Raw genomic sequence first — 22,012 nt, 5'->3', positions numbered from 1 at the left:
AGGCCACGGGACGACCGTCCTCGAATACATACAGCCCTTCTCGCAAAGGACGCAGCCCTTCAAGGATTCTCTCATCCAGCATTGCTATATCGCTCGCTTTTCTACGCGCCAGAACGGCGCCTTGAGGGCGTGTTTGAGCACCTTTCCGGCGGCGTTTTTCGGCAGTTCGTCCAGAAGGAGCACGCGCTTGGGTTTCTTGTAACTGGCAAGGCGCGCCGCGCTCCAGGCCACCAGGTCATCCGGCTGCAGCGCAGCGCCTTGCGCGGGAACGACGGCTGCGCACACCGCCTCGCCATAGACGGCGTCCGGAATGCCGAAGACCGCGACCTCGGCCACGTCCGGATGGGCGGCCAGCGCAATCTCGATTTCGCGCGGATAGATGTTCTCGGCGCCTGATATGATCATGTCTTTCTTGCGATCGACGATGACGAAGTAACCGTCTCCGAGGTTTCGCGCCATGTCGCCGGTGTGGATCCACCCGTCGACCACGGTTTTGCCCGTCTCGTCGTCGTTGCCGAGATAGCCCGTCATGCCGAGCGGCGTTTGCCTGGAAAGCAGTTCTCCGACCTCGCCCACCGGCGCGTCGTCTCCGTTGTCATCCACCAGCCGCAGCTCTGCCGGGTCCATCTGACGGCCCGTGCCCTGGGGGTGAAGCCGATGGTCGTCCGGGGTCAGAACGGAGGTCATGCCGGTTTCGGTCATGCCGTAGAACTGGTAGAGATCAGCGTCGAACGCGGCTCGGACCTGTTCCAGAAGACCTGGAGCAATCGGCGAAGACCCGTACCAGATCTTCTTCAGGGAAGAGACGTCGCGGGATCCGATCGCATCGGAATTGACGAGCATCGACAGCATTGTCGGCACCCACATCGTGGCGCTGATGGAATGGCGCTCGACAACCGCCAGCACCGCGTCAGGCTCAAATCCTCTCGGCATGATCACCGCCAGCGCGCCGAGACTGAGCGTTGGCATCAATACGGCGATCAGTCCGCCATTGTGAAACATCGGCAGCGAAACCATCACGCGGTCGTCCGCCGCAAGCTCTCCGGCGGCGGCGATGGCGTTGATGTTGGCGATGTAGGCTCCGTGGGATAGCAGCGCGCCTTTCGGAAAACCCGTCGTGCCGCTCGTATACATGACCATCGCCGGACTGTCCGGTTCGATGGTTGGACGGTCGGGTTGCGGCGCGTCGGACGCGGCAAGCAATGCGGCCACCGACGGTACATCCAACACCTTGACGTCGTCGGCGAAGTCGCTGCGCGCGCGGTCGGCCACCGGCCTGTAGGTCGCAGAGACCAGCAACAATCCGGGTCTGGCGTCGTTGACGACGTAAGCGATCTCATCCGCGCCGAAGCGGAAGTTCACAGGTACGAAAACGCCGCCGGCCATGGCTGCGGCGAAGACGACGACCGGAAACTCGAGGCTGTTCTCATCGAGAAACGCTATCTTGTCGCCTGGTTGAAGACCGAGTTTCTGCAGGCGCGCCGTCAGTCGCAAAACCGCGTCCAGCAGTTCGCGGTAGGTCAGGCTTTGTTCGCCGAACACGATCGCCGTCCGATCGCCGAATTTCGCCGCGCCTTCTTCCAGAATGTCAGTCAGAACCCGCATTCTAGACCTCGCCGCAAGTGGCGCTGCGCTTGACAAGGCTTCGGCGCATATAGCCGTCGGAGGCCATCTCGATGCTGGCGCCGCCGTCGATGGGTATTGTCACGCCGTTGATGTGCTCGGCGGCGTCGCTGCACAGGAACGCAACCAGCGCCGCAATCCTCTCCGGCGCGACCAGAGAGCCGTCGGGCGTGCCTTCGAGCGCCGAGGAAATGAACCGGCTTCCCTTGGCGTGAAGCTCGGTGTTGATCGTCGTTCCCACCATGCTGGGCGCCACGGCGTTGGCCGTGATCCCGAAGGGCGCGAGTTCCTTGGCCGCGGTCATCGTCAGGTTCATCACGCCAGCCTTGGCCGCGCCGTATTCCGCGCTTCCCACGACGCCCCGCATCCCGGCCACTGAGGCGATGTTGACGATATGGCCCTTGCGCCGGACAATCATGCGCCGCGCGGTTGCGCGAATGAGATAGAACGAGCCGCTGAGATGAACCTTCAGCGTCCGGTCCCAGACATCGTTGTCCATGTCGACCAGAAGCGAGAACGGCCCCGGAACGCCGGCGTTGTTGACGAGGGCGGTCACTGGTCCGAGGTCTTCCTCGATCTGTGCGACCATGGCGTCCACGGCGACCGGATCTCCGATGTCGACGGGATAGGCCGTGGCTTCGAAACCCCTGCCCTGCAGCAGCGCGACGCAGCGCTGCGCCGCCTCCGCATTGATGTCGTTCGCCGCAATCACGTATCCAGCCTCCGCCAGAGCGCTGCTGACATCGGCGCCGATGCCGCCGCCCGCGCCTGTAACGATCGCAACCTTGCCTTTCACGTCTTGTTCTCCCCGAGATAGAGTTTGCGTATCTTGTCCTGTTCCCACAGCTCGCTTGCTTTGCCCTGCATGGTGATGCGGCCGAGCTCGAGCACATAGGCGCGATCGGCGATTCTGAGCGACGCCGCGGCGTTCTGCTCCGCAAGCAGGATCGTCTTGCCCTGCTCGCGCAATTGCCGGATGACCTCGAAAATCCGGGCGACGATTTTCGGCGCGAGCCCGATGGAAGGCTCGTCCATGAGAATGATCTGCGGACGGCTCATCAGGGCGCGCCCGATCGCCAGCATCTGCTGCTCGCCGCCCGACATCGTCATCGCCCGCTGCGACTGCCGCTCCGCCAGGCGCGGAAACAGGGCGAAAACCATCTCGATATCCTGCTTCAGATCCGGCATGCGTCCCATGGACGACCGCGAAAAGGCGCCAAGACACAGATTGTCGCGCACGCTCATTTCGCCGAACAGGCGCCGGTTTTCCGGCACGACGGCGATGCCCAGTTCCGCGCGTTTGTAGGACGGCGTTTTCAAAAGGGCGCGATCGCGCAGCCTGATCTCGCCACCGCCCGGACGCACAAGGCCAGCGCATGTGTTGATAAGGGTCGATTTCCCGGCGCCGTTGGAGCCGATCAACGCGACGATCTCGCCTTCGTCGACATTCAGCGAGACGTCCTTCAGGGCGGAAATGAAACCGTAGGACACGGAGATGTTGGCAAGCTCAAGCATCCTCCACGCTCCCCAGATAGGCGTTGATCACCGTTTCCGATCCGACGATCTCCTCGGGCGTTCCTTCCGCCAGCCATTCGCCGAAGTTGAGCACCAGAATGCTGTCCGCAATGCTCATGATGAAATCCATGTGGTGATCGATGATAAGAACCGTCACGCCGGTGGCGCGGATTTGCCTGACCAGATCGCCGAGTTGCCTCGTCTCCGTGTCGTCGAGACCCGCGGCCGGTTCGTCCATCAGGATGACCTTTGCGCCCGTCGCCATCGCCCGTGCGATTTCCACATAGCGCTGCTGGCCCAGCGAGAGCTCGCTCGCCGTGCGGGACGAAAACTCCGCAAGTCCGACGAAATCGAGCCATTTTGAGGCCGTGGCGTGCAGGTCTTCCTCTTCGCGCCGGGTGAAGGAAAGCCCGAGGCCGCAGGCGATAAAGCCGGCCTTGTTGAACCGGTGACCGCCGAGCATCACGTTTTCGGCCACCGACAGCGACCGGAAGACCTGGGGCTGCTGAAACGTTCTGGCGATGCCGCTGGCGCCGATCGCCGAAGCAGAGAGACCGGATATGGTCTTTCCATCCAGCGTGATCGTTCCGGCGCTCGGCCGCAAGGTTCCTGCAATCAGGTTGAACAGCGTCGTCTTGCCGGCGCCGTTCGGCCCGATGACGGCCTTGATCTGGCCTTTCACAACGTCGAAGCTGACATTGTGCAGGGCGGTCAGACCGCCGAAGGATTTGCCGAGATCACGCGCGGCGAGCATCGGCGCCCCCCTTCCTCAAGCCGCTGCCGACGAGATCGATGATCCCCGGCAGCAGGCCGCGCGGAAAAACCAGCATCACGGCGATCAGCGCCACGCCAAGAAAGATCCGTTTGTAGTCCGCGAAGCCAAGCGCATATTCGTTGAGCAGCGTAATCAACGCGACGCCGACAAGCGCGCCCCACAAGCGGTCGAACCCGCCGAGCGCCAGCACCATGATGATGTCGATCGCGAACATCAGCGATCCGGTGGCCGGCGTCACGAAACCCACGAAATGCGCGTACAGGCTTCCGCCCAGGCCTGCGAAAACCGAAGACACGACATAGACGCCGATCTTGTAGTTGGCCGCCCGAATGCCGAGCGAGTCGACGATCGGCTCGCCTTCGCGGATCGCCCGCAGCGCGCGGCCGACGCGCGAGACGGACAGGTTCAGCGCGAACCACAGCATCAGGATCGTGATCGGCCAGTAAACCAGGTACACCGCCTTGTCCGAGGTCAGGCTCATTCCGGCGATCTCGTAGGGCGGAATGCCGATCATGCCCTGCATGCCGCCGGTCACCGAAGACCATTCCTCGATCAGCAGTTCGACAATGATGGCGAAGCTCAAGGTCGCAATGGCGAGATAGTGGCTGCGCAGCCGCAACACCACGGCCCCGATCGCGGCTGCGATCGCCGCGACGATGAATTGCGCGAGGATTGTCGAGATCGCCGGGTCTATTCCGAGGCGAACCGCCAGAATGGACGAGCCGTAGGCGCCGAGCGCAAAGAACGCGCCGTGGGAAATGGCGAGTTGCCCGCTCAAACCGCTCAACAGGCTCAGGCCCAGCGCAGGCAGGGCGAGAATGGCGACGAAGACGAGCGTGTTGAGATAGTAGCCGTTGCCGAAAACGAACGGCAGCGCAATCATGCCGGCGGCGAAGGCAAGCACGGTGGCTGCGTTGTTCCGGATCTCGTTTCTGGCGGGAAGTGCGATTGTCGTCATTGTCTGTCTATCTCGGATCAGGAACAAGGCTGCGCTGCCCGCAGGCGCGCCGCCGCGCCTCCTATTGCTTCGTGAGATCCTCGTGCTGCAGGCCGGCTTCCTGGCGTCCTCCCACGATGCCGCGCGGCAGCAAAAGCAGGACGAGGATGATGGCCGTGAACGTCGGAAGTTCTTTCAGGGCGCTCGATCCGAAAGTCACCGTCACCGTCTCGATAAAGGCGATGAGCAAGGCGCCGAGCAGCGCGCCGACAATGCTTCCCATCCCGCCCAGCATCGCCGCGGAAAATCCCTTGATGGCGAGCAGCATGCCGCTATAGGCGTCGACGGTCGTCAGCGGCGTGGTGACGATCCCCCCGACGCCGCCAAGCAGGCCTGACAGCAGAAAGGAAACCATTACTGTGGCCTGCACCGGAATACCCACCATGGTGGCGGCGGATTTGTCGAGCGAGCACGCGCGCATGGCCTTGCCGACCATGGTGGAGCGCATGAACCAGATAAGACCCGCAACGCACACAGTGCTGACGCCGATGATCCAGAGCGCCTGCGGCGTCACCGTGGCGCCGAAAACCCAGAAAGGCGCGTCGCCCGAAAACGGCGCAAAGCGATGGGTGTCGCTGTCCCAGATGCGGGCCGCCGTGCCCGATGTCGCAATCGACGCGCCGATCGTGATGATGAGCACGCCAATCAGCGATGTGCGCCGGGCAAGCCCGGTCGTCAGCACCATCAGCAGCGCGCCGTACAGCAGCACGGCGACAAGCGCCACGCCGATCGCCGGCGCCAGGGGCCAGCCAAGCTGACCATATAGCCCGGCGACGGTCATGCCGCTGATCATGACAAACTCGCCCTGCGCAAAGTTGATCACGCCCGTGGCGCTGTAGATCAGCGACACGCCGACGGCGACGAGGGCGTACATGCTCCCCACCGTCAGGGTCGTGATCAGGATCTGCGCAAGGTCCGTTATCATGATCTCATCACCGCCAGGGGCTCGTTACTGCAGCATCTTCCACTGGCCGGATCCGGCCTGATAGATGACGACGGAATCCGTTCCCAGTCCGGCGTGATCGCTGTCGGAATAGGAATAGACGCCGCCAAGACCTACATGGCCTTTGGTCTGCTCGATCGCGTCGCACAGGGCTTCCGACTCCGTGCCGGCGCGCTTGAGCGCGTCAACCAGAATGTTGAAGGCGTCGTAGGCGCCGGCGCCGAACTGGTTCGGCGCTTCCCCGAAGGAGGCCTCATAGGCGTCGCGATAGGCCTTGATGACAGGCTTCTGGGGGTCGGAATCCGGCAGATCGTTGACGGCTTCGAACTTGGCGCCGGCCGCCAGCATGCCTTCGCTGTTGTCGCCTGCGCCCTCCAGCACAGCCGGCGAAATCGCGGCGTGACTGTGGATCAGCGGAAGATCGAGGCCGACCTGTCTGAATGTGTTGGTCACGATGACCGGGGCTCGCGAGGACGACCAGTTAATGACGGCTTGCGCGTCCGTGCGCTTGATCTTGTTCAGAAGCGGCGCGAGATCGGTGTCGTCCATCGAAAACTTCTCGTCGAAGACAATCTCGATGCCGGCTGCTTCAGCCTGATTTTCCAGCTCGCGCTGGCCGCCGTCGCCAAATCCGTCCTGCGTGGTGATCAGGGCGACCTTCGAAATGCCGTTTTCCTTCAGATACTTGTACACCCGCGCAACAACGATCGCGTCATCGGCCGGCAGCTTGAAGACGCAATCCGACACGGGATCGACGGTCGAGCGCGTTGCGGAGAGCATGAGGGTCGGCACGCCGGCCCGTTCAAGCACCTGCTTGACTGCGACCGCCTCCCAGCTCGCGATGGGCCCGAGCACGGCGTCGACCTGGTCGCTCTTGACCAGGCGATTGACGACGCGCACCGCCACGTCGGGCTTGCCTTCGGTGTCATAATAGACGAACTCGACAGGGGCGCCGGAAATCCCTCCCCCCTTGTTCAGTTCCTCCGCCAGCATGTCGAGGGTCCGCTTGCTCGCTTCGCCGGCGAATGCGCCGGGTCCGCTGAGGATCAGCGGAGCGCCGATCTGGATCGTGTCGTCGGCATGCGACGTGGTGATGAAACTGCAGGCGGCGACAAGGCCTGCCGCCACTGCGGTTGCGCGTATTCCTCTCATCTCTCTTTCCTCCGTTGAGATTATTCAGTTCGGGAATGCATCAGTCGGCCGGCTTCGCCAGCAATCCTTTCATCGCAAGCGCGACGGTCTCGTCAGCCACGTCCTCCAGCGACAGCTCGCCATCGGCGCGATACCACTGGGGAACGAAATTGATCATCGCCAGGATGTTGAAGACGGACACCGAGATATTGACCGGCGCGATGAGGCCGCGTTCCTTCAGCTCCGCAATCGCGTCGCGATACATCAAGAATATTTCGCGTTCGCCCTTTCGCATTGCTTCCGAATAAACTTCGCCAAGCAGCTTCTTGTCTTCGGTGACGAGCTTGAATTCACGGTAGTGCGAGCGCGCGAGCATGATATGCGCCCTGATGGCGTCTTCCAGTCCGGCCACCCCGCCGTCGCCCGCCTGCAAGGCGTCTTGCAACAGCGCTGAGAGCTTCTTGGTAAAGCCCTCGATGAGCGCGAAGAGGATGTCTTCCTTGTTGGCGAAATGATAGTAAAGCGCCGCCTGGGTCACGCCCACGACGCCTGCCAGATCCCGCATCGACGCAGACGCGTAACCGCGCGCATAGATCAGCTCGCAGGCTGCGTCGAGAATCTCCTGGCGGCGGGCAGCGCCCTGCGCCCGGGGATCGCGCCCCCTGGAAACCTGTCTTTCCACTCTTGCTGAAGCGTTATCACGACTTGTCGCCGTTTTCGGACTCGCCAAACCGAACCTCCTCCTCCACTCGCCTTCCTCACTTAACGAGCGTTCAGTAGATTACTTAACGAGCGTTTAGTAAGGAGTCAATCCCTGTATGATTGACGCCTGTGAAATGACTGCGGCGGCATTGCTGCCGCCGGCGAAACGGATTGGATTTTGGGGCCAGAAAACGGGTCTTTTGTTGCGGTGGAGACGCAACAAAAGAGTCAGCCTTGACGGCGCGCCCGCAAGATCGGCGCGCTCCGTCCGGCGTCAAATGCGGAAGGCGGCGTTAAAAACTGGAGGTGATTGTCGTCCCCTCCAGGTCTTCTCGCTACTTCGGAAACGCCAGCGCCGGCGGTTCCATCATCGGCGTCAGCGGCGCCTTTGCCAGGTCCTTGGCGTCGAGATCGAAGCTCATCAGATCGACGCTGCGCAGAACCTGGTCCTTGTAGCTCTTCACGTAGTAGCGACGGTTTTTGAGATCCGCGATGGCCGACCATTGCGTATAGTCCGGCGATTCCTTCGGGTCGTCAGGCTTTACGAAGCCGATCGGGATATCGAAATTGTTGATAATGTGTTCGGCGAGCCGCACGCTTTCGATGCCGGAGGGCACGCGTTCGGCGGACGCCGTATAGCCAAGGGCGCGGATGAACCGCGAAGGCGGCGTCGGGTCGCCGGGAATACCCAGAAGCCCGGATCCCTGGCCGAAGCTGCCGATCTTGTCGCCAAAGATTTCCATCGACTCGACATTGACCGGCGAAATATTCACAAAATTGCCGAGATTGGTCAGATGCCAGTCGAATCCGGGCGAATTGGTCATGACGCCGACGGGGTTGTCGTAGATTTTCAACGCGCCATCCACCGGCTCGACCACCAGCGACGCCCCGCTTTCGTCATGAAAAACAAAGTGGAACGGCGGCACGATGCCGAGCGATGATTCGACGACGCCGACCACGGAAACATCGGCGATCGCCGCTTTCACTTCTGCGACTGTGGTGAATTGCGTCAAGGCCCAGGTCAGCACTTCCCACGGCGCAAGGCCGCTCTTGGCGTCCACATCCTTCGCCTCGGCGTAACCGGCGTATCCCGGAAAATACAGGATGCCTCCCGCCAGGCCCTCTTCGTTCACGCCGTCGACGACGTTCGGCAGATCGAAGGCGTTCAGCCCGACCACGCCGTATTTGCCGGTCCAGTCGACGCCCTTGCCGTCCGGCACGACGCTGGTGAAGGAATATCCGCGCGGCACGACCATCATTTCGGATTCCAGCTCGAAACCGAATTCCATCGTCCGTCCGTAGACGCTCTCACCGTCCGAGGTCGGCAGCAGGAAGCTGGTGCAGGCGGCGGCGGGCTGTATGGCGACCATCGCCGCGGTCGCGACCGCCGTGAGCATCGTTGCGGCCCTACGTTTCAGATCTGTCGTTTTTCGCATGGGTTTTTCCTTCATGACGCTTGTTGTTGTCGATGATCCTGTTTGCTGGCGGCGACTGTGCACGGCTCAGCAATGACTTGTGGAAGAGGACGAGGCGCCCGTCTCTTGTTCATTTGACGTCATATGCGGAACTGATAGTCGCCACTCTCAGTAGTTGCGAATAATACCGTATCGCGTTGAAGAATTCCAGAAGCAACGGACAGGTCAAATAATCAGAACGACCTTGCAATTTCGTTACACAATTCAATCAAATTTCTTCTATAGTGACTTTAGCGGAATTTCCTGTAACGCCCGGCGGCTTATGCTTGAAAATGTCGTCCTGCAAAACGCCGCCCCTGCCCTCATGGCGCGCTTGAGCGCAATTCAGACAGTGCGGCGGATCTGAAGCTCCAACAGACTTGGCTGCTTGATAGTGCGAACTTCAGCTGCCGGACACAAGCGGCGCCTCTGCGGCGCATCGCGCACGCGCCTTTTGACGACAGGCGATACACCTCCATCCACACGGAATACAATGCTGGGCTTTGTTGGCGGTCAAACTACGACTTGAGAGAAATAGCAGTAAATTCTTCTACTCACTTGGATTAACGGCAAGTCCATTCGCTATCGATAGCCAGCCAATAGGAAATACTGGTGTTGATTGCAGAATAATTGGAACCAAATATAACTTAATGCGTTTGGTATTGTTTCAACTGGGGTCAAATCATACAAAACGTCAAGCCGATCGAAATCGCCGAGGTCTACCTGCCGATTGTTCGCAGTTATATGGCGGCGTCGGCGATCTACTATGCAATTATGACTCTGGCGCATCTTGCCTATCGCGGAGGCGTGGCGCTTGCTTTCCTCGGGCTCGCATCCGCCACTGCTTCGGTCCTGGCCGGGTTCGGCTACTGGCACTGCCGCAAAATACGGGATTTCAGCGCACTGGAAACCTGGGGATTCGTCACGAACCTCTTGATCGTGGTGAATGTCTGGATAACCGTAGAACTGGCCTTCGACCCGTACAAGCTCGTCTACTTCATCGTCATGACCATGATCTTTGCGGCAGTCGGCATCAGTCTGCGGCAGATCCTGCTGAGCATCGCCATCGCACTGGGCGCAATGGCGTTTCAGATTTTTCAAAAGCATCAGGATCAGACTTTCGTATTGGCCTTCATGGCTTTCGGCGTGGCTTTTGCTTCCATCGGCCTGTGGTGGATTTTCAGGAGAGCAATGCTTCAGGTGATTGCTTCCCGCAGGACCGCGCAGGACCAGCAGCAGAAGGCGGAAGAACTGGAACGGGTCGCCCGCCGGCAGGCCAACACCGACGGACTGACGGGGCTTCCCAATCGGCTGCGTTTGCTTCGCGAACTCGACGAGAGTCTCGATCGGCTGTCGGCACACAGAGATCCATTCGCTCTCGTGATCCTGAATCTCGACGGTTTCAAGAACATCAACGACAATTTCGGCCATATGACGGGTGCAAGCCTGATTGAGCAGGTCGCCTCAAAACTCGAAACAGCAGCCGGAAAAGACACGTTCTGCTCCCGAATGGGTGGCGATGAGTTCGCCATCATCAGTTTCGATAAGGCGATTATCGGGGAACCCGACAGATTTGCGGCGCAGCTTAAGAGGTCGCTTGCGGGTCGGTATGAACTCGGAGCGTACTCGGTAAGCTTGTCTCTTTCCGGCGGATTTCTTCTGTGCGCAGACCCATCGATGACCGCGGCCGGCGTGATCGAGCGCGCTGAATTCGCTCTGGCCTATGCCAAGAAGAACCTGAGAGGCGAGGTGGTCGTCTTCACCGAGCAGATCGCCCACGAAATGGAGAATCTATTCAACATTGATCAGGCGTTGCGCACATGCAACCTTGATGAAGAGTTCTCGATCGTATTCCAGCCGCAACACAATCTGACCACCGGCAGAACACTGGGCTTTGAGGCGCTCGCACGCTGGAACAGTCCTTCCGTCGGCGCCGTGACTCCGGACCTGTTCTTCCGCGTCGCTGAAACGTCGGGCATGCTGGGAAAGCTCACGCCGGTGCTGCTCCGCAAGGCGCTTGCGGGCGCGCGTTGGTGGCCTGAAGACCTGACGGTGTCTTTCAATCTCTCGACCCAGGACATCCTGTCGACCGCCACGATCGACCGGATCGGTGACGTTGTCGCCCAGTCGGAAATTCCACCAGAGAGAGTGGAATTCGAGATTACCGAAACAGCCCTGCTGCACGAATTCTCTCTGGCCCGGGACAATCTGAACCGGCTGGCAGGCCTCGGACATCGCATCGCGCTTGACGATTTCGGGGTGGGCTATTCGAACTTCAACTATCTGAAGCGGTTGCCGATCACGAAACTGAAACTCGACCGGTCGTTCCTGGAGGACGTTGGCGAAAGACCCGAAGCCACAGAGGTCATTCACGCCATGATCAAGCTTGCGGAAATTCTGGGATTGGAAGCGGTGGTCGAGGGTGTCGAAACGGAAGCGCAAGCTTGTGCGATCGCCAGCGTGGGGGGAAACGTCATCCAGGGCTACTTCATCAGCCGCCCTATCGAACCCGAGCAGACCAAGCGTTTCCTGGCAGAGCCTCGCCAAGGTGTATCGAATTTGTTGTTCCGCAGGGAAGTGAAAGAGTAACGGGACGCTGTGGTGCTGGAACGCCGGAAACGATCTCTGAAGCCGGACGGTCTTCGTTGACCTGCTGTGACTACATCCTCGCAGATCCGACCCGAATGTTCATTCGTCACACCGGAACATAAAAAGAACATTTCCTTGTATTTTTCGACAATCCGTGCTACAAGACCTGCCCGAAATCACGATGAGGCGGCGCAGTGATCTCCAACTTTCAGACCCTGTTTCGACGCGCCGCCACCCTTCATATGGATGCGTTGTGACGGCGGACCACATCGCCCGCCGCAACCGGGCGAACTCTGCCAAAAGCACAGGCCCCAGAACGCCGGAAGGCAAGGCCGTCGTCGCTGGCAACGCCCGCCGGCACGGGGCGACCGCGAAGCCCGATCGGGCGCGCGTCGGCCTGTGGCTCCGCATCATCCTCGGCCGGCCCGACCTGACCCTCGCGGATTTCATCCCGTGTGACGAGCGGCGCTTCCGCGCGCTGGCGCTCGCCGAAGCCGAGGCCCGGCTTGAGTCCTGCGAACGCGCGCTCCGCGATTTCGAGGCGGGAAGGAATTTGGCCGCGCCCTACCCTGACCATTGCGACGGCGCGGAACTGGTGAAACGCGCGCTTGCCGGCGAAAGCCTCACCCGGTCGGAAGACCGCAGGGTGATGAGCCTCATCACCGCGCTTTTCGACCCGCGCATGGCGCGTCGCATGGAAGATCCAGGTCGTCTGCTCCGGCGCTACCGCAACGAGGCCCGCGCGCGGCGGAAAAAGGCGTTCAAAGCCTGGATCGACTGCCCCGCCGAGGCCGAAACTCCGCCGCCGGACACGCCGGACGAACCGCAAAATCCCGATTTCCCGAAACAAAGCCAGATTGCCGAAACGCCGAAAAGCGGCGTTTCCCGAAACAAAGCCAGATTTGCCTCATTTCTCACGTTACGCAACGATATCAATAACTTGAATGAATATATCCATTCAACCACACACCGGAACCCGATTCCGGGCAGCGCGTTATCGAATGAAAAACGCTTTTCAGGGCCTTCCCCCGGCTGACCCCCGCTTACGGGGCCCGTCTGTTGTCACGCCTTTCATTTGGACATAGAACCGACAATCAAATGACAGCCGATCAGATCTTCCTGTTCTCACTTTTCGTGGCCGTGTTCGCCCTGATGCTCTGGGGCCGGTTTCGCTACGACGTGGTTGCGTTCGCCGCACTTCTGGTCGCCGTCGCCTTTGGCGCGGTGCCGAAGGACGACGCCTTTTCCGGCTTCGGGCATCCGGCGACAATCATCGTCGCGCTGGTCCTCGTCGTCTCGCGCGGACTCATCAATTCAGGCGCAATCGACCTCGTGATGCGGCTGCTCGCCCATGGCGGCCAGTCCGTCGGTCGCCATATTCTCAAGCTCGCCGGCATCGGCGCCGTCATGTCGGCCTTCATGAACAATGTCGCCGCGCTGGCGCTGTTGATGCCCGTCGACATCCAGGCGGCGGCGCGCGCCAATCGCAGCCCGGCGATCACCCTGATGCCGCTGTCCTTCGCCACCATTCTCGGAGGCCTGATCACGCTCATAGGCACGCCGCCCAACATCATCATCGCCTCCTTTCGACAACGCGAATTCGGCGAAGGCTTTCAGATGTTCGACTTCGCGCCGGTCGGCGTCGTCTGCGCTGTCGTCGGCATTGCCTTTGTGGCGACGATCGGCTGGCGCCTGATACCGGCGTCGGTGACGGAACGGAACGCCGGTTCCGAGCTGAAAGACCTGCACGGATATGTGGCGGAACTGGTCGTCAAGGAAGAATCGCCGGCGATCGGAAAGACCGTCGCCGATCTTGACGAGGATGCGGCGGAGCTGGAGGTCGTCCTCCTCGGCCTTGTCCGCAATGGCCGGCGGCTGCCCGGCGCTGCAAGGCGCGAGGAGATAAGACAGGGAGATCTGATCGTCGTCGACGCCACGCCGGACGCCATCGACTCCTTTGTTGGCAAACTGAAGCTGGGGTTCATTGGCGAGGAAAAGCACCGCGAGGAGGCCGGCGCCGACCTGAAGGTCATCGAGGTCGTCGTGCCGCGCGATTCCCGCATCCAGGGCCGTTCCGCCGACGACGTCCGTCTGCTCCGGCGCTACAACGTGACGCTGCTCGGAATATCCAGGCGCGGCAAGAGATTCCGCGAGCGGGTGCGCCGTCAGCCCATCGCCGCCGGCGACATCCTGCTGCTGATCGGGCCTGCGGGCCGTGTGGAAGAAGCGGCGAACCAGATCGGCGCCCTGCCGCTGGCCGAGCGCGGCCTGCAGGTCACCCAGCATGGGCGCGCAGGCCTGGCGGCAGGCGTATTCGCAGCGGCCGTGGCGCTCGCGAGCTTCGGCGTCCTTTATCTGCCGGTCGCGCTGGCCGCCGTCGTCGTGATCTATGTTCTCACCGACATCATTCCCTTGCGCGAGGTCTATGACGATATCGAATGGCCGGTGGTGGTCCTTCTGGGATCGATGATCCCGCTCGGCGTGGCGCTGGAGAATTCCGGCGGCACGGAGCTGATCGCCGATGTGCTGGTCGCAGTCGCCGCCGGCGCGCCGGCCTGGGTGGTGCTCACGCTGCTGATGGTGGTCACCATGACCCTGTCCGACGTGCTTAACAACACCGCCACGGCCGTCATCGCCGCGCCCGTCGCCGTCGACATCGCCGGCAGTCTCGGCGCAAGCCCGGACCCATTCCTGATGGCGGTCGCAGTCGCCGCGTCCTGCGCGTTCCTCACCCCGATCGGCCACAAGAACAACACGCTGATCCTGGGGCCGGGCGGCTACGCCTTCGGCGATTACTGGCGCATGGGCCTGCCGCTGGAGATCATCGTCATCGCCGTCGCGGTTCCGATGATCATGATCGTCTGGCCGTTCTGAGGGAATGCAACAACGGGATTAGTCCTGATCGTGATGGTCTCCGATCCGGCTGGAAAGCCATTGATAAACGCCGAGACTGACCAGAGATATGGTCGCGGCCAGAAACAGCGCGGCCGGATAGATTGCGAACTCGATGCCCTCGCGGGTCGCCTGGAACACCATGACGAGCGCCTCGAGGCTTGCTGCTATGACGATAATGGTAATGAATTTCGTGATCGAACGGCGCGATTCCCGGGTCGAACGCAGCTCCCTGCTTCGAAGCACCTCTTCCTCGGCGATGAATTTGGCGGTTTCGATCACCGCGAAGCCGATGATCAGAAGGCTTATGCTGGAAAGCGCCGTGCTGGCTGCGTCCGCGCCTTTCGTTATCTGCCACATTTCCCGCAGCGCCGTGCCGAGGAGGAAAAACGCCAGCGCCATGAGCACCGTCGTCGCGGCGATGAAGTAGACAAGCGATATCTTGGAATAAAATTCCTGCACGTTGCGGGCCCCCAAATTAATGATTGAGAAGATAAACGTCCGGGAAAGGCTATAGGTTCCATTCTAGTGTGTATTCAATTTTCAAGGGTTTCGCCCGGCGGTGGATCAGGCGAACAGTCACGAAGATCTCAATGCACCCTGCAGGCGTCGCAAAGACCGCGCAGCTCGATGGTCGATCGGCTCACGGAAAATCCGTTGTCTCTGGCGAGACTGGCCAAATTGCTGGCCATGGCGTCGTCGGTGATCTCGATGACCCGGTTGCAGCTCTCGCAAATGGCAAAGGCGACCATCTCGTGCGTTCCGCAATCCGGATGACGGCAGGCGACAAAAGAATTGATGCTTTCCAGACGATGGATCAGGCCGAATTCGATCAGTTTGTCGAGCGCGCGGTAGACCTGCAACGGCGCCCGAAAGCCGTCGTCGCGCAACTGGTCGAGGATCGAGTAGGCGCTCAGCGGTTCTTCCGCGGATTTCAGCGCCTTGTAAACCAGGGTCTGGTTCTTCGTAAGCTTTGGAGTCTCGGTGGATGGGGTCATTTGGCTATGTCCTTCCTGCGAACGAAAATGGAATAGACCGGCGTGAGACTGATCATGAACAGCAGCAACGCGGCGACCACGATGGACGGTCCGGACGGCGTGTCCCATTGCAGGGAGCCGAAAAGTCCGAAGATCACAGCCGCGCTTCCAACCAGCGCCGCCAACACCGCCATGACCTCCGGGCCGTGCGCCAGGCGCCTGGCGGTTGCCGCCGGGATGATCAACAGCGCAGTGATCAGGAGGACGCCGACGATTTTCATCGCAATCGCGATGACGATCGCCATGAGAAGCATGAAGACAATATTGGTTTTTTCCGGCGCCATGCCTTCGGCCGCCGCCAATTCCCGATTGACGGTTGATGCAAACAGCGGTCGCCAAATCCACGCCAGGATCGCAAGCACGACGGCGCCGCCGCCATAGATTAACGCGATGTCGGTCTTCGAAACGGCGAGGATATCGCCGAACAGCAGGCCCATGAGATCGACGCGAACCCAGGTCATGAAAGCCAGAACCACCAGACCGAGCGCCAGCGATGAATGAGCGAGCAGACCGAGCAACGAATCAGACGACAGGGACGCACGCTGTTGCAAGGCGACCAGCGCAAGCGCCACCAGAGCACAGACAATGAAAACGGCGAACACCACGTCGATCTGGAAAAACAATGCGAGCGCCACGCCCAGAAGGGCGGCGTGGGACAAGGTGTCCCCGAAATAGGCAAGCCGGCGCCAGACAACGAAACAACCCAGCGGAGCAGCCACGATGGCGACGCCGATACCAGCGACAATTGCCCGAACGAAGAAATCATCCAGCATTATTCGCCTCCGCCTGTTCCTTTTGCTCGGCGTGGTGATGCCCGTCGTCAGGGTGGCAATGGTCGGTTACGCTCCCGTCCGAATGGCGCACGGTTCCATTCGGCAGGTGCTCATGGTCGTGATCATGCTGATAGAGAGCGAGCGCAGACGCCCTTTCGCCGAACAGCCTGCGGTACTCGTCGCTTCTGGCGACGATTTGCGGCGTTCCCTTGCAGCAAACATGTCCATTCAGGCAGACGACCTGATCAGTCGCGGCCATGACCACGTGAAGATCATGGGAAATCAGCAGAATACCGCATTGAAGCGTATCACGTATCTTGCCGATAAGTTCGTACAGCTCGATTTCACCGGAATAGTCGACGCCCTGGACAGGCTCGTCGAGAACGAGGAAATCCGGTTTGCGGGCAATCGCGCGCGCCATCATGACGCGTTGAAACTCGCCGCCGGACAGATCGCCGACTTCCGCCTTCTCGAGATGTTGGACGCCGGTGGATTGCAGGGCGGCGCGCATGGCCGAATCGTCCAGCGTCTGGGTCAGTCGCATGAAGCGCCCGACAGTCAGAGGCAGTGTCCAGTCGACGGCGATCTTCTGGGGCACATAGGCGATCTTGAGGGACCTTGCCCGGGTCGATGTCCCCTCGTCCGGCTTCAGCAACCCCAGCGCCATTCTCGCTGTGGTCGATTTGCCGGATCCGTTCGGTCCGATAAGCGTAACGATTTCGCTGCGCGAAACGCTGAGATCGACGCCGCGAACAAGCCATCGGCCGGATCGATAAATCCCGGCATTCTTGAGATCAACCAATGGTTTGGATGGACTCAACACGCGTTAATCCAGTGTTCCAGTTGCTTCATTTCACCGTCGCGGCCGAAACGGTCTTCAAGAAACGACGGCGCCGGCCTGCGACCTCTTGCACTGATCTATGCCAGACGTTATAGCGTAACGCAACGGATGTAATAACATAACGTTTTGGAGTCTACCATGAGCATCAGATTAGCCCTTCCTGTTCTCGCCGCAGCCGGATTTTTGTCCACCACGGCTCTGGCCGACGTCAAGGTCGTCGCATCGATCAAGCCGGTTCATTCGCTGGTAGCCTCCATCATGGAAGGCGCGGGATCGCCCGAAATTCTGGTAGACGGCGCCGCCTCCCCCCACACATACAGCCTGAAACCCTCCCAGGCGCGCAGCCTGGCCGACGCCGACGTCGTCTTCTGGGTTGGCCCGTCGCTCGAACCGTTCCTCGAAAAGCCGCTCGAGACAATCGCCGAAGGATCGACGTCGGTTGCGCTCGACGACGCGCCGGGACTGGCGCTCCTGGACGTACGCGAGGGCGGCGCTTTCGAAGAGCACGACCATGATCATGAAGGCCATGACGATCACGCGGAACACGACCACGATGATCATGATGGTCACGACGACCATGAGGAGCACGACGACGAGAAGCATGAAGAAGCCGGGCATGAGGGAGAAGGCCACGACCACGACGACCATGACAACGAAAAGCACGCGCATGAGGATCATGACGGCCATCACAGCTTCGATCCGCATATCTGGCTTGATCCGGTGAATGCGTCTGCAATGGCGGACGCCATCGCTGCGAGCCTGCAGATGGCCGACCCGGAAAACGCCGCGCTCTACGCGGAGAACCTCGCCACCTTGAAAACCCGACTGAATTCCTTGATTGAGGGGGTCGCTCCGGTCGTTGAACCGGTTAAACAAAAACCCTTCATCGTCTTTCACGACGCCTATCACTATTTCGAGAACCGCTTCGGACTTTCCGCCGCCGGCAGCATCACCATCAGCCCCGAGGTTTCACCCGGCGCCGCCCGCATTTCCGAAATCCGTGAAAAGGTTTCCGACCTCAAGGCGGTTTGCGTCTTTTCCGAGCCTCAGTTCGAATCGTCCCTCGTAGGCGCGATCATTGAGGGGACGGACGCAAAAACGGCGGTTCTCGATCCGCTTGGCGCGGAACTCGCCAACGGTCCGGACCTCTATTTCTCACTGATCGGAAATATGGCCGACTCCATGGCCGATTGCCTCGGCTGACCGTTTTCCGGTTCTTTTAAGCTCCCGGCGTAATTCGGCCATATCATTGCCTTTGCTTGCAGTTTCACGCGCGTTAGGTTTTGGTATGGCCAGGTCCGGGAGTTTTTCATGTTTCAGCGCTACCTTGTCGGCAATTCCTCTCGACGGCTGAACGCGCAATGGCTGCGCGCCGCCTTCCTCGTCCTGGCGATCTGCCTCGCGCCGACGCTGACACAGGCGCAAACGACGACCGAACCGGATACGCAGGAAGCGACGCAAGCCCCAGAGCAGCCAGTTGAACTCGATCCGGTTTATGCGACCTGGGATGCCACGGCCCAAAAGGCCGAAGAGGTTCTGCAGGAGGGCGATGCAGACATCCAGACGCTGGAGCAGTTGCGCGAAACAATAGCCAAGCAGCGCGACGAAGCGTTCGAAAGAACACAGGCCGGCAGCGTGAATGTGCGCGCTCTCCAGGCGCAGCTCGACGCGCTGGGACCTGCCCCTGCTGAAGGTGAAGAGGAGGCGGCCGAGGTCGCTGCAGAACGCTCGAGACTGCGTGAGGCGATCGCCGCGGCGAACCGGCCGATCCTCGCCGCCCAGCAGTCCTTTACCCGGGCGGAATTGCTCATCCGGGAAATCGATTCGCAAATTCGCGCCCAGCAGACCCGTCAGCTTCTGACGCTCTATCCCTCGCCGCTTTTGGTTCAGAACTGGGCGCCTGCCTTCGAGGAACTCGGCGGGCATTTCTCCCTGATAGGCGCGCAGTTCAGGGACGTCATGGACGATCCGGACTATGCCCGGGGCATGCGGGACAGTCTGCCGTTGATCCTGTTTCTCGGGCTTCTGGCGCTGTTGCTCCTGACTTTGTCCGAACGCCTGGTCGCGCGACGTCTGGAACGACTTGCCGGCAGGGTCAGCGGCCGGCGGCGCAGCGCTCTCATTGTCGCCGCCAATCTCTCGCGTCTTGTGCTCCCCCTGGGCGCGACGCTTCTGTTTGTGGCGGTCATGCGGGTTCTCGGGATCGAACTGGATTCGGCGAGCAACCTTCCGGCGCTTGTCTTCGTCATCGGGGTCTTCCTGATCATCGCCCACTGGATCGGCCACACCCTGTTTGCGCCCAACAGCCCCGACCTTCGCATCCTCAGCCTCGACGACGGTCAGGCATGGCAGGGACTGCGCATGGCCCAGGGGCTCGGCGTTGTCCTGTGCATCGATTTCATGCTCCAGCATCTGGAAAACGAGTTTGGCTTCACACCGGCCGCGAAGTCTGTCCTGTCGGCGCCGATCGTGATCGTCGGAAGCCTGCTTCTCTGGCGTTTCGCAAGTCTGTTGCGTATCGGCGGCGAAGAAACGGTGCGAGCCGAGACCGACGACGAGACCGAATCGCGACTGAGTTCCGGGTTCCTCGGCTTCGTGGCGCGGGTCGTTCAGATTTCAGCGGGGCTTTCCGTGATCTGCGTGCTGATCGGCTATGTGGATCTTGCCCGCTACGCCATGGAGCCGGTGATCGAGACGCTTGCGCTTCTCGGCTTTGGCCTGATCGTCTACACGTTGCTGTTCAACCTGATCGAGGATCTGATCGGCAGGGAGGAAGAAGAGGAAGACCAGCTTTCGCTGATCCCGATCGGCCTGATCATCCTGATTTCGGCGGGCCTTCTGCCGCTGCTGGCGCTCGTCTGGGGCGCGCGGCCGACCGACATCGCCGAGGCCTGGCGCTATCTGACCGTCGGCGCCCAGATCGGCGACACGCGCATCTCGATCAACGTCATCCTGACCCTGCTCGTCGTCTTCAGCATCGGGGTGCTCATCACGCGCTGGCTCCAGCGGGTGCTTCGGGTCTCGGTTCTGCCGCGCGCCAACATGGACCAGGGCGCGCGCACCGCGCTCGTCACCGTCGTAGGCTACGCCGGCCTGACGGTCGCGGCGCTGATCGCGGTCTCGATGGCCGGCATCAACCTGACGAGCCTCGCCTTCATTGCAGGCGCCTTGTCTCTCGGCATCGGCTTTGGTCTGCAGACCATCGTCGGCAACTTCGTTTCCGGCATCATCCTGTTGGCCGAGCGCCCCATCAAGGAGGGCGACTGGATCGAGGTCGGCGGCAATATGGGGCTGGTAAAGAAGATTTCGGTCCGCTCGACCCGCATCGAGACCTTCGACCGGCACGACGTCATCATCCCCAACCAGGACCTGATCGCCGGCACCGTCAAGAACATGACGCACTCAAGCCGCATTGGCCGGCTGGTGGTGCCGGTGGGCGTCGCCTATGGCAGCGACGTGGAGAAGGTCCGCGACGTCCTGATGGAACAGGCGAACGCCAACGAATACGTGCTGAGCGTTCCCGAACCGCAGGTGCTCTTCATGGGGCTTGGCGACAGTTCGCTCGACTTCGAGATACGCTGCTTCCTGCGCGAGATCTTCACCATCCCCTTCGCCCAGTCCCAGCTTCTGATCGACGTCTACAAGGCGCTGGGCGAAGCCGGCATAGAGATCCCCTTCCCGCAACGCGATATCCATCTGCGCGATATCGACCGTCTTGTGGAGGCGATGGGGCAGCGGCCTGAGAAGGCGCCCGATCAAACGGCTTCCGAAGCGCCGAAGTCCGAGACCGACTGACCCCATCCACGCCCTGAATAAGCAGCCTTCCCCGCCGCGGCTTTGGTCGCGGCGACAGGCGACTTGCGTCCTGTGCCGAGGCATGACCTACCCCCGGGGTGTTGAACCCATGGGAGGGGGCAGCTCCAATTTCTTCAAAACAACCCCATGTAAAGTAGATCGTTCAGAGATGACCGAGATGGAGCTCGCTGGACGATATCACCGCGAGACCTGGGATATCGCGACGAGAATGCCTGGCTATGTCTCATGAAACTGCGCGCATTTTCCACCTGCGGGAGCACGTTTAACGTGCCAACAGCCCTTTCGCGCAATTTAGTACCGCTTAAAGGCAAAAAACGTTGGATTCGGTGATGGTTGCGGCTTTAGGTTAAGTATCTTGATCTACGAGGAGACTGAGACATGGCGCATGCGCCTCCTGCAATTACGATGACACCCGTCGCTCGGCTCTCGGGACCGGGCTATGACGTCAAGATGCTGTCGGATGAAGCGCGCAAGAAATTTACTGCGATGGACAGCATTCCGGCCTGGGAAGGCCTGATCAGCGGACTGGTCAATACCTTGGCCGATCTGTGCGAATATACAGGCGAAGCAAGAGCAAAGAAGGTCAACGAAGCTATCGAGATGTTCCTCGAATTTGGTTCGGAAGATATGGCCCAGGCGATGCTGGCAAGAGATATTATCGTGGGCGACAAGGTGTCGGAAAGCCTGCTTGAACGAGCCAGAAACCTGAACATCTCGCGCGAAGAAAGAGACCAACTGGCCGAGCAGGGCATGAAATGGAAGAAGCTATCAATGCAGCAGCTGCAGGCCTGGACCAAGATGCGTAGCAAGGGTAAGCAACAGGTGATCGTCAAACACGTCCACGTCAATGACGGCGGCCAGGCGATCGTCGGGGCAGTCAACAGCAAAAAGTCCATCGAATAGTCTGTGTCAGATCATGAACGC

19 protein-coding genes are annotated in these 22,012 nt (G+C 60.7%); 6 read left to right on the top strand and 13 right to left on the bottom strand.

The window, feature by feature from the left end; genetic code table 11:
- Positions 1-84 precede the first annotated feature (84 nt).
- From K1W69_RS03510 to K1W69_RS03470, 9 genes are all read right to left on the bottom strand, one after another.
- Positions 85-1,605 carry a class I adenylate-forming enzyme family protein gene (locus tag K1W69_RS03510; RefSeq protein WP_220226945.1) on the bottom strand — a complete coding sequence of 507 codons (1,521 nt, stop codon included), beginning with the start codon at positions 1,603-1,605 and terminating at the stop codon, positions 85-87.
- 1 nt (position 1,606) lies between these two features.
- Positions 1,607-2,419 carry an SDR family NAD(P)-dependent oxidoreductase gene (locus tag K1W69_RS03505; protein ID WP_220226944.1) on the bottom strand — a complete coding sequence of 271 codons (813 nt, stop codon included), beginning with the start codon at positions 2,417-2,419 and terminating at the stop codon, positions 1,607-1,609.
- Complete coding sequence (locus K1W69_RS03500; RefSeq protein WP_220226943.1) at positions 2,416-3,138, bottom strand: ABC transporter ATP-binding protein; 723 nt, start codon at positions 3,136-3,138, stop codon at positions 2,416-2,418. The genes K1W69_RS03505 and K1W69_RS03500 overlap by 4 nt, the downstream gene beginning before the upstream one ends.
- Positions 3,131-3,892 carry an ABC transporter ATP-binding protein gene (locus K1W69_RS03495; RefSeq protein WP_220227814.1) on the bottom strand — a complete coding sequence of 254 codons (762 nt, stop codon included), beginning with the start codon at positions 3,890-3,892 and terminating at the stop codon, positions 3,131-3,133. Before K1W69_RS03495 ends, K1W69_RS03500 begins: the two co-directional genes overlap by 8 nt.
- A complete protein-coding gene (locus K1W69_RS03490) occupies positions 3,876-4,871 on the bottom strand; it encodes a branched-chain amino acid ABC transporter permease (protein WP_220226942.1) in 996 nt (331 codons plus the stop codon). Before K1W69_RS03490 ends, K1W69_RS03495 begins: the two co-directional genes overlap by 17 nt.
- 61 nt (positions 4,872-4,932) lie before the next feature.
- Positions 4,933-5,835: a branched-chain amino acid ABC transporter permease gene (locus tag K1W69_RS03485; RefSeq protein ID WP_220226941.1), complete on the bottom strand. Its 903-nt coding sequence runs from the start codon at positions 5,833-5,835 to the stop codon at positions 4,933-4,935.
- Positions 5,836-5,859: 24 nt separating this feature from the next.
- A complete protein-coding gene (locus K1W69_RS03480; protein WP_220226940.1) occupies positions 5,860-7,005 on the bottom strand; it encodes an ABC transporter substrate-binding protein in 1,146 nt (381 codons plus the stop codon).
- Positions 7,006-7,045: 40 nt separating this feature from the next.
- Positions 7,046-7,714 carry a TetR/AcrR family transcriptional regulator gene (locus tag K1W69_RS27270; RefSeq protein ID WP_220226939.1) on the bottom strand — a complete coding sequence of 223 codons (669 nt, stop codon included), beginning with the start codon at positions 7,712-7,714 and terminating at the stop codon, positions 7,046-7,048.
- 307 nt (positions 7,715-8,021) lie between these two features.
- On the bottom strand, positions 8,022-9,122 hold the full coding sequence (locus K1W69_RS03470) for a linear amide C-N hydrolase (protein ID WP_220226938.1): 1,101 nt from the start codon (positions 9,120-9,122) through the stop codon (positions 8,022-8,024).
- A gap of 762 nt (positions 9,123-9,884) precedes the next feature.
- Between K1W69_RS03470 and K1W69_RS03465 the strand changes: the two genes are divergently transcribed.
- From K1W69_RS03465 to K1W69_RS03455, 3 genes are all read left to right on the top strand, one after another.
- Positions 9,885-11,729, top strand: a complete 1,845-nt coding sequence (locus K1W69_RS03465) for a putative bifunctional diguanylate cyclase/phosphodiesterase (RefSeq protein WP_220226937.1) — start codon at positions 9,885-9,887, stop codon at positions 11,727-11,729.
- Between the two features lie 253 nt (positions 11,730-11,982).
- Positions 11,983-12,765, top strand: a complete 783-nt coding sequence (locus tag K1W69_RS03460) for a hypothetical protein (protein ID WP_220226936.1) — start codon at positions 11,983-11,985, stop codon at positions 12,763-12,765.
- Positions 12,766-12,827: 62 nt separating this feature from the next.
- Entirely contained in the window at positions 12,828-14,603 is a 1,776-nt protein-coding gene (locus tag K1W69_RS03455; protein WP_220226935.1) for an SLC13 family permease, read from the top strand.
- An 18-nt stretch (positions 14,604-14,621) separates the two neighbouring features.
- Here the strand turns inward: K1W69_RS03455 and K1W69_RS03450 are convergent, their stop codons facing one another.
- The 4 genes from K1W69_RS03450 to K1W69_RS03435 form a co-directional block, all read right to left on the bottom strand.
- Positions 14,622-15,083, bottom strand: a complete 462-nt coding sequence (locus tag K1W69_RS03450) for a GNAT family acetyltransferase (protein ID WP_370688164.1) — start codon at positions 15,081-15,083, stop codon at positions 14,622-14,624.
- A gap of 128 nt (positions 15,084-15,211) precedes the next feature.
- A complete protein-coding gene (locus tag K1W69_RS03445) occupies positions 15,212-15,619 on the bottom strand; it encodes a Fur family transcriptional regulator (RefSeq protein ID WP_220226933.1) in 408 nt (135 codons plus the stop codon).
- On the bottom strand, positions 15,616-16,431 hold the full coding sequence (locus K1W69_RS03440) for a metal ABC transporter permease (protein WP_220226932.1): 816 nt from the start codon (positions 16,429-16,431) through the stop codon (positions 15,616-15,618). Before K1W69_RS03440 ends, K1W69_RS03445 begins: the two co-directional genes overlap by 4 nt.
- Entirely contained in the window at positions 16,421-17,254 is an 834-nt protein-coding gene (locus tag K1W69_RS03435; protein ID WP_220226931.1) for an ATP-binding cassette domain-containing protein, read from the bottom strand. The genes K1W69_RS03440 and K1W69_RS03435 overlap by 11 nt, the downstream gene beginning before the upstream one ends.
- A 156-nt stretch (positions 17,255-17,410) precedes the next feature.
- Here K1W69_RS03435 and K1W69_RS03430 point away from each other — a divergent pair, with 156 nt between their 5' ends.
- The 3 genes from K1W69_RS03430 to K1W69_RS03420 all read left to right on the top strand — a co-directional run bounded on the left by K1W69_RS03430 (position 17,411) and on the right by K1W69_RS03420 (position 21,991).
- Complete coding sequence (locus K1W69_RS03430; RefSeq protein WP_220226930.1) at positions 17,411-18,475, top strand: zinc ABC transporter substrate-binding protein; 1,065 nt, start codon at positions 17,411-17,413, stop codon at positions 18,473-18,475.
- A gap of 108 nt (positions 18,476-18,583) precedes the next feature.
- Positions 18,584-21,067: a DUF3772 domain-containing protein gene (locus tag K1W69_RS03425; protein WP_220226929.1), complete on the top strand. Its 2,484-nt coding sequence runs from the start codon at positions 18,584-18,586 to the stop codon at positions 21,065-21,067.
- A gap of 399 nt (positions 21,068-21,466) precedes the next feature.
- On the top strand, positions 21,467-21,991 hold the full coding sequence (locus K1W69_RS03420) for a hypothetical protein (RefSeq protein WP_220226928.1): 525 nt from the start codon (positions 21,467-21,469) through the stop codon (positions 21,989-21,991).
- Positions 21,992-22,012 lie beyond the last annotated feature (21 nt).

Origin of the sequence: Flavimaribacter sediminis, from assembly GCF_019492055.1 — a bacterium.
Taxonomy (GTDB): Bacteria; Pseudomonadota; Alphaproteobacteria; order Rhizobiales; family Rhizobiaceae; genus Flavimaribacter; species Flavimaribacter sediminis.
Note: the sequence above shows the minus strand (reverse complement) of the source record. Positions and strands in the feature narration are given on the sequence as shown.

Coding starts and splice junctions, on each gene's coding strand:
- K1W69_RS03510 (WP_220226945.1), bottom strand. CDS start 1,605: ATGCGGGTTCTGACTGACATTCTGGAAGAAGGCGCGGCGAAATTCGGC.
- K1W69_RS03500 (WP_220226943.1), bottom strand. CDS start 3,138: ATGCTTGAGCTTGCCAACATCTCCGTGTCCTACGGTTTCATTTCCGCC.
- K1W69_RS03495 (WP_220227814.1), bottom strand. CDS start 3,892: ATGCTCGCCGCGCGTGATCTCGGCAAATCCTTCGGCGGTCTGACCGCC.
- K1W69_RS03490 (WP_220226942.1), bottom strand. CDS start 4,871: ATGACGACAATCGCACTTCCCGCCAGAAACGAGATCCGGAACAACGCA.
- K1W69_RS03485 (WP_220226941.1), bottom strand. CDS start 5,835: ATGATAACGGACCTTGCGCAGATCCTGATCACGACCCTGACGGTGGGG.
- K1W69_RS03480 (WP_220226940.1), bottom strand. CDS start 7,005: ATGAGAGGAATACGCGCAACCGCAGTGGCGGCAGGCCTTGTCGCCGCC.
- K1W69_RS03470 (WP_220226938.1), bottom strand. CDS start 9,122: ATGCGAAAAACGACAGATCTGAAACGTAGGGCCGCAACGATGCTCACG.
- K1W69_RS03465 (WP_220226937.1), top strand. CDS start 9,885: ATGGCGGCGTCGGCGATCTACTATGCAATTATGACTCTGGCGCATCTT.
- K1W69_RS03455 (WP_220226935.1), top strand. CDS start 12,828: ATGACAGCCGATCAGATCTTCCTGTTCTCACTTTTCGTGGCCGTGTTC.
- K1W69_RS03445 (WP_220226933.1), bottom strand. CDS start 15,619: ATGACCCCATCCACCGAGACTCCAAAGCTTACGAAGAACCAGACCCTG.
- K1W69_RS03440 (WP_220226932.1), bottom strand. CDS start 16,431: ATGCTGGATGATTTCTTCGTTCGGGCAATTGTCGCTGGTATCGGCGTC.
- K1W69_RS03430 (WP_220226930.1), top strand. CDS start 17,411: ATGAGCATCAGATTAGCCCTTCCTGTTCTCGCCGCAGCCGGATTTTTG.
- K1W69_RS03425 (WP_220226929.1), top strand. CDS start 18,584: ATGTTTCAGCGCTACCTTGTCGGCAATTCCTCTCGACGGCTGAACGCG.
- K1W69_RS03420 (WP_220226928.1), top strand. CDS start 21,467: ATGGCGCATGCGCCTCCTGCAATTACGATGACACCCGTCGCTCGGCTC.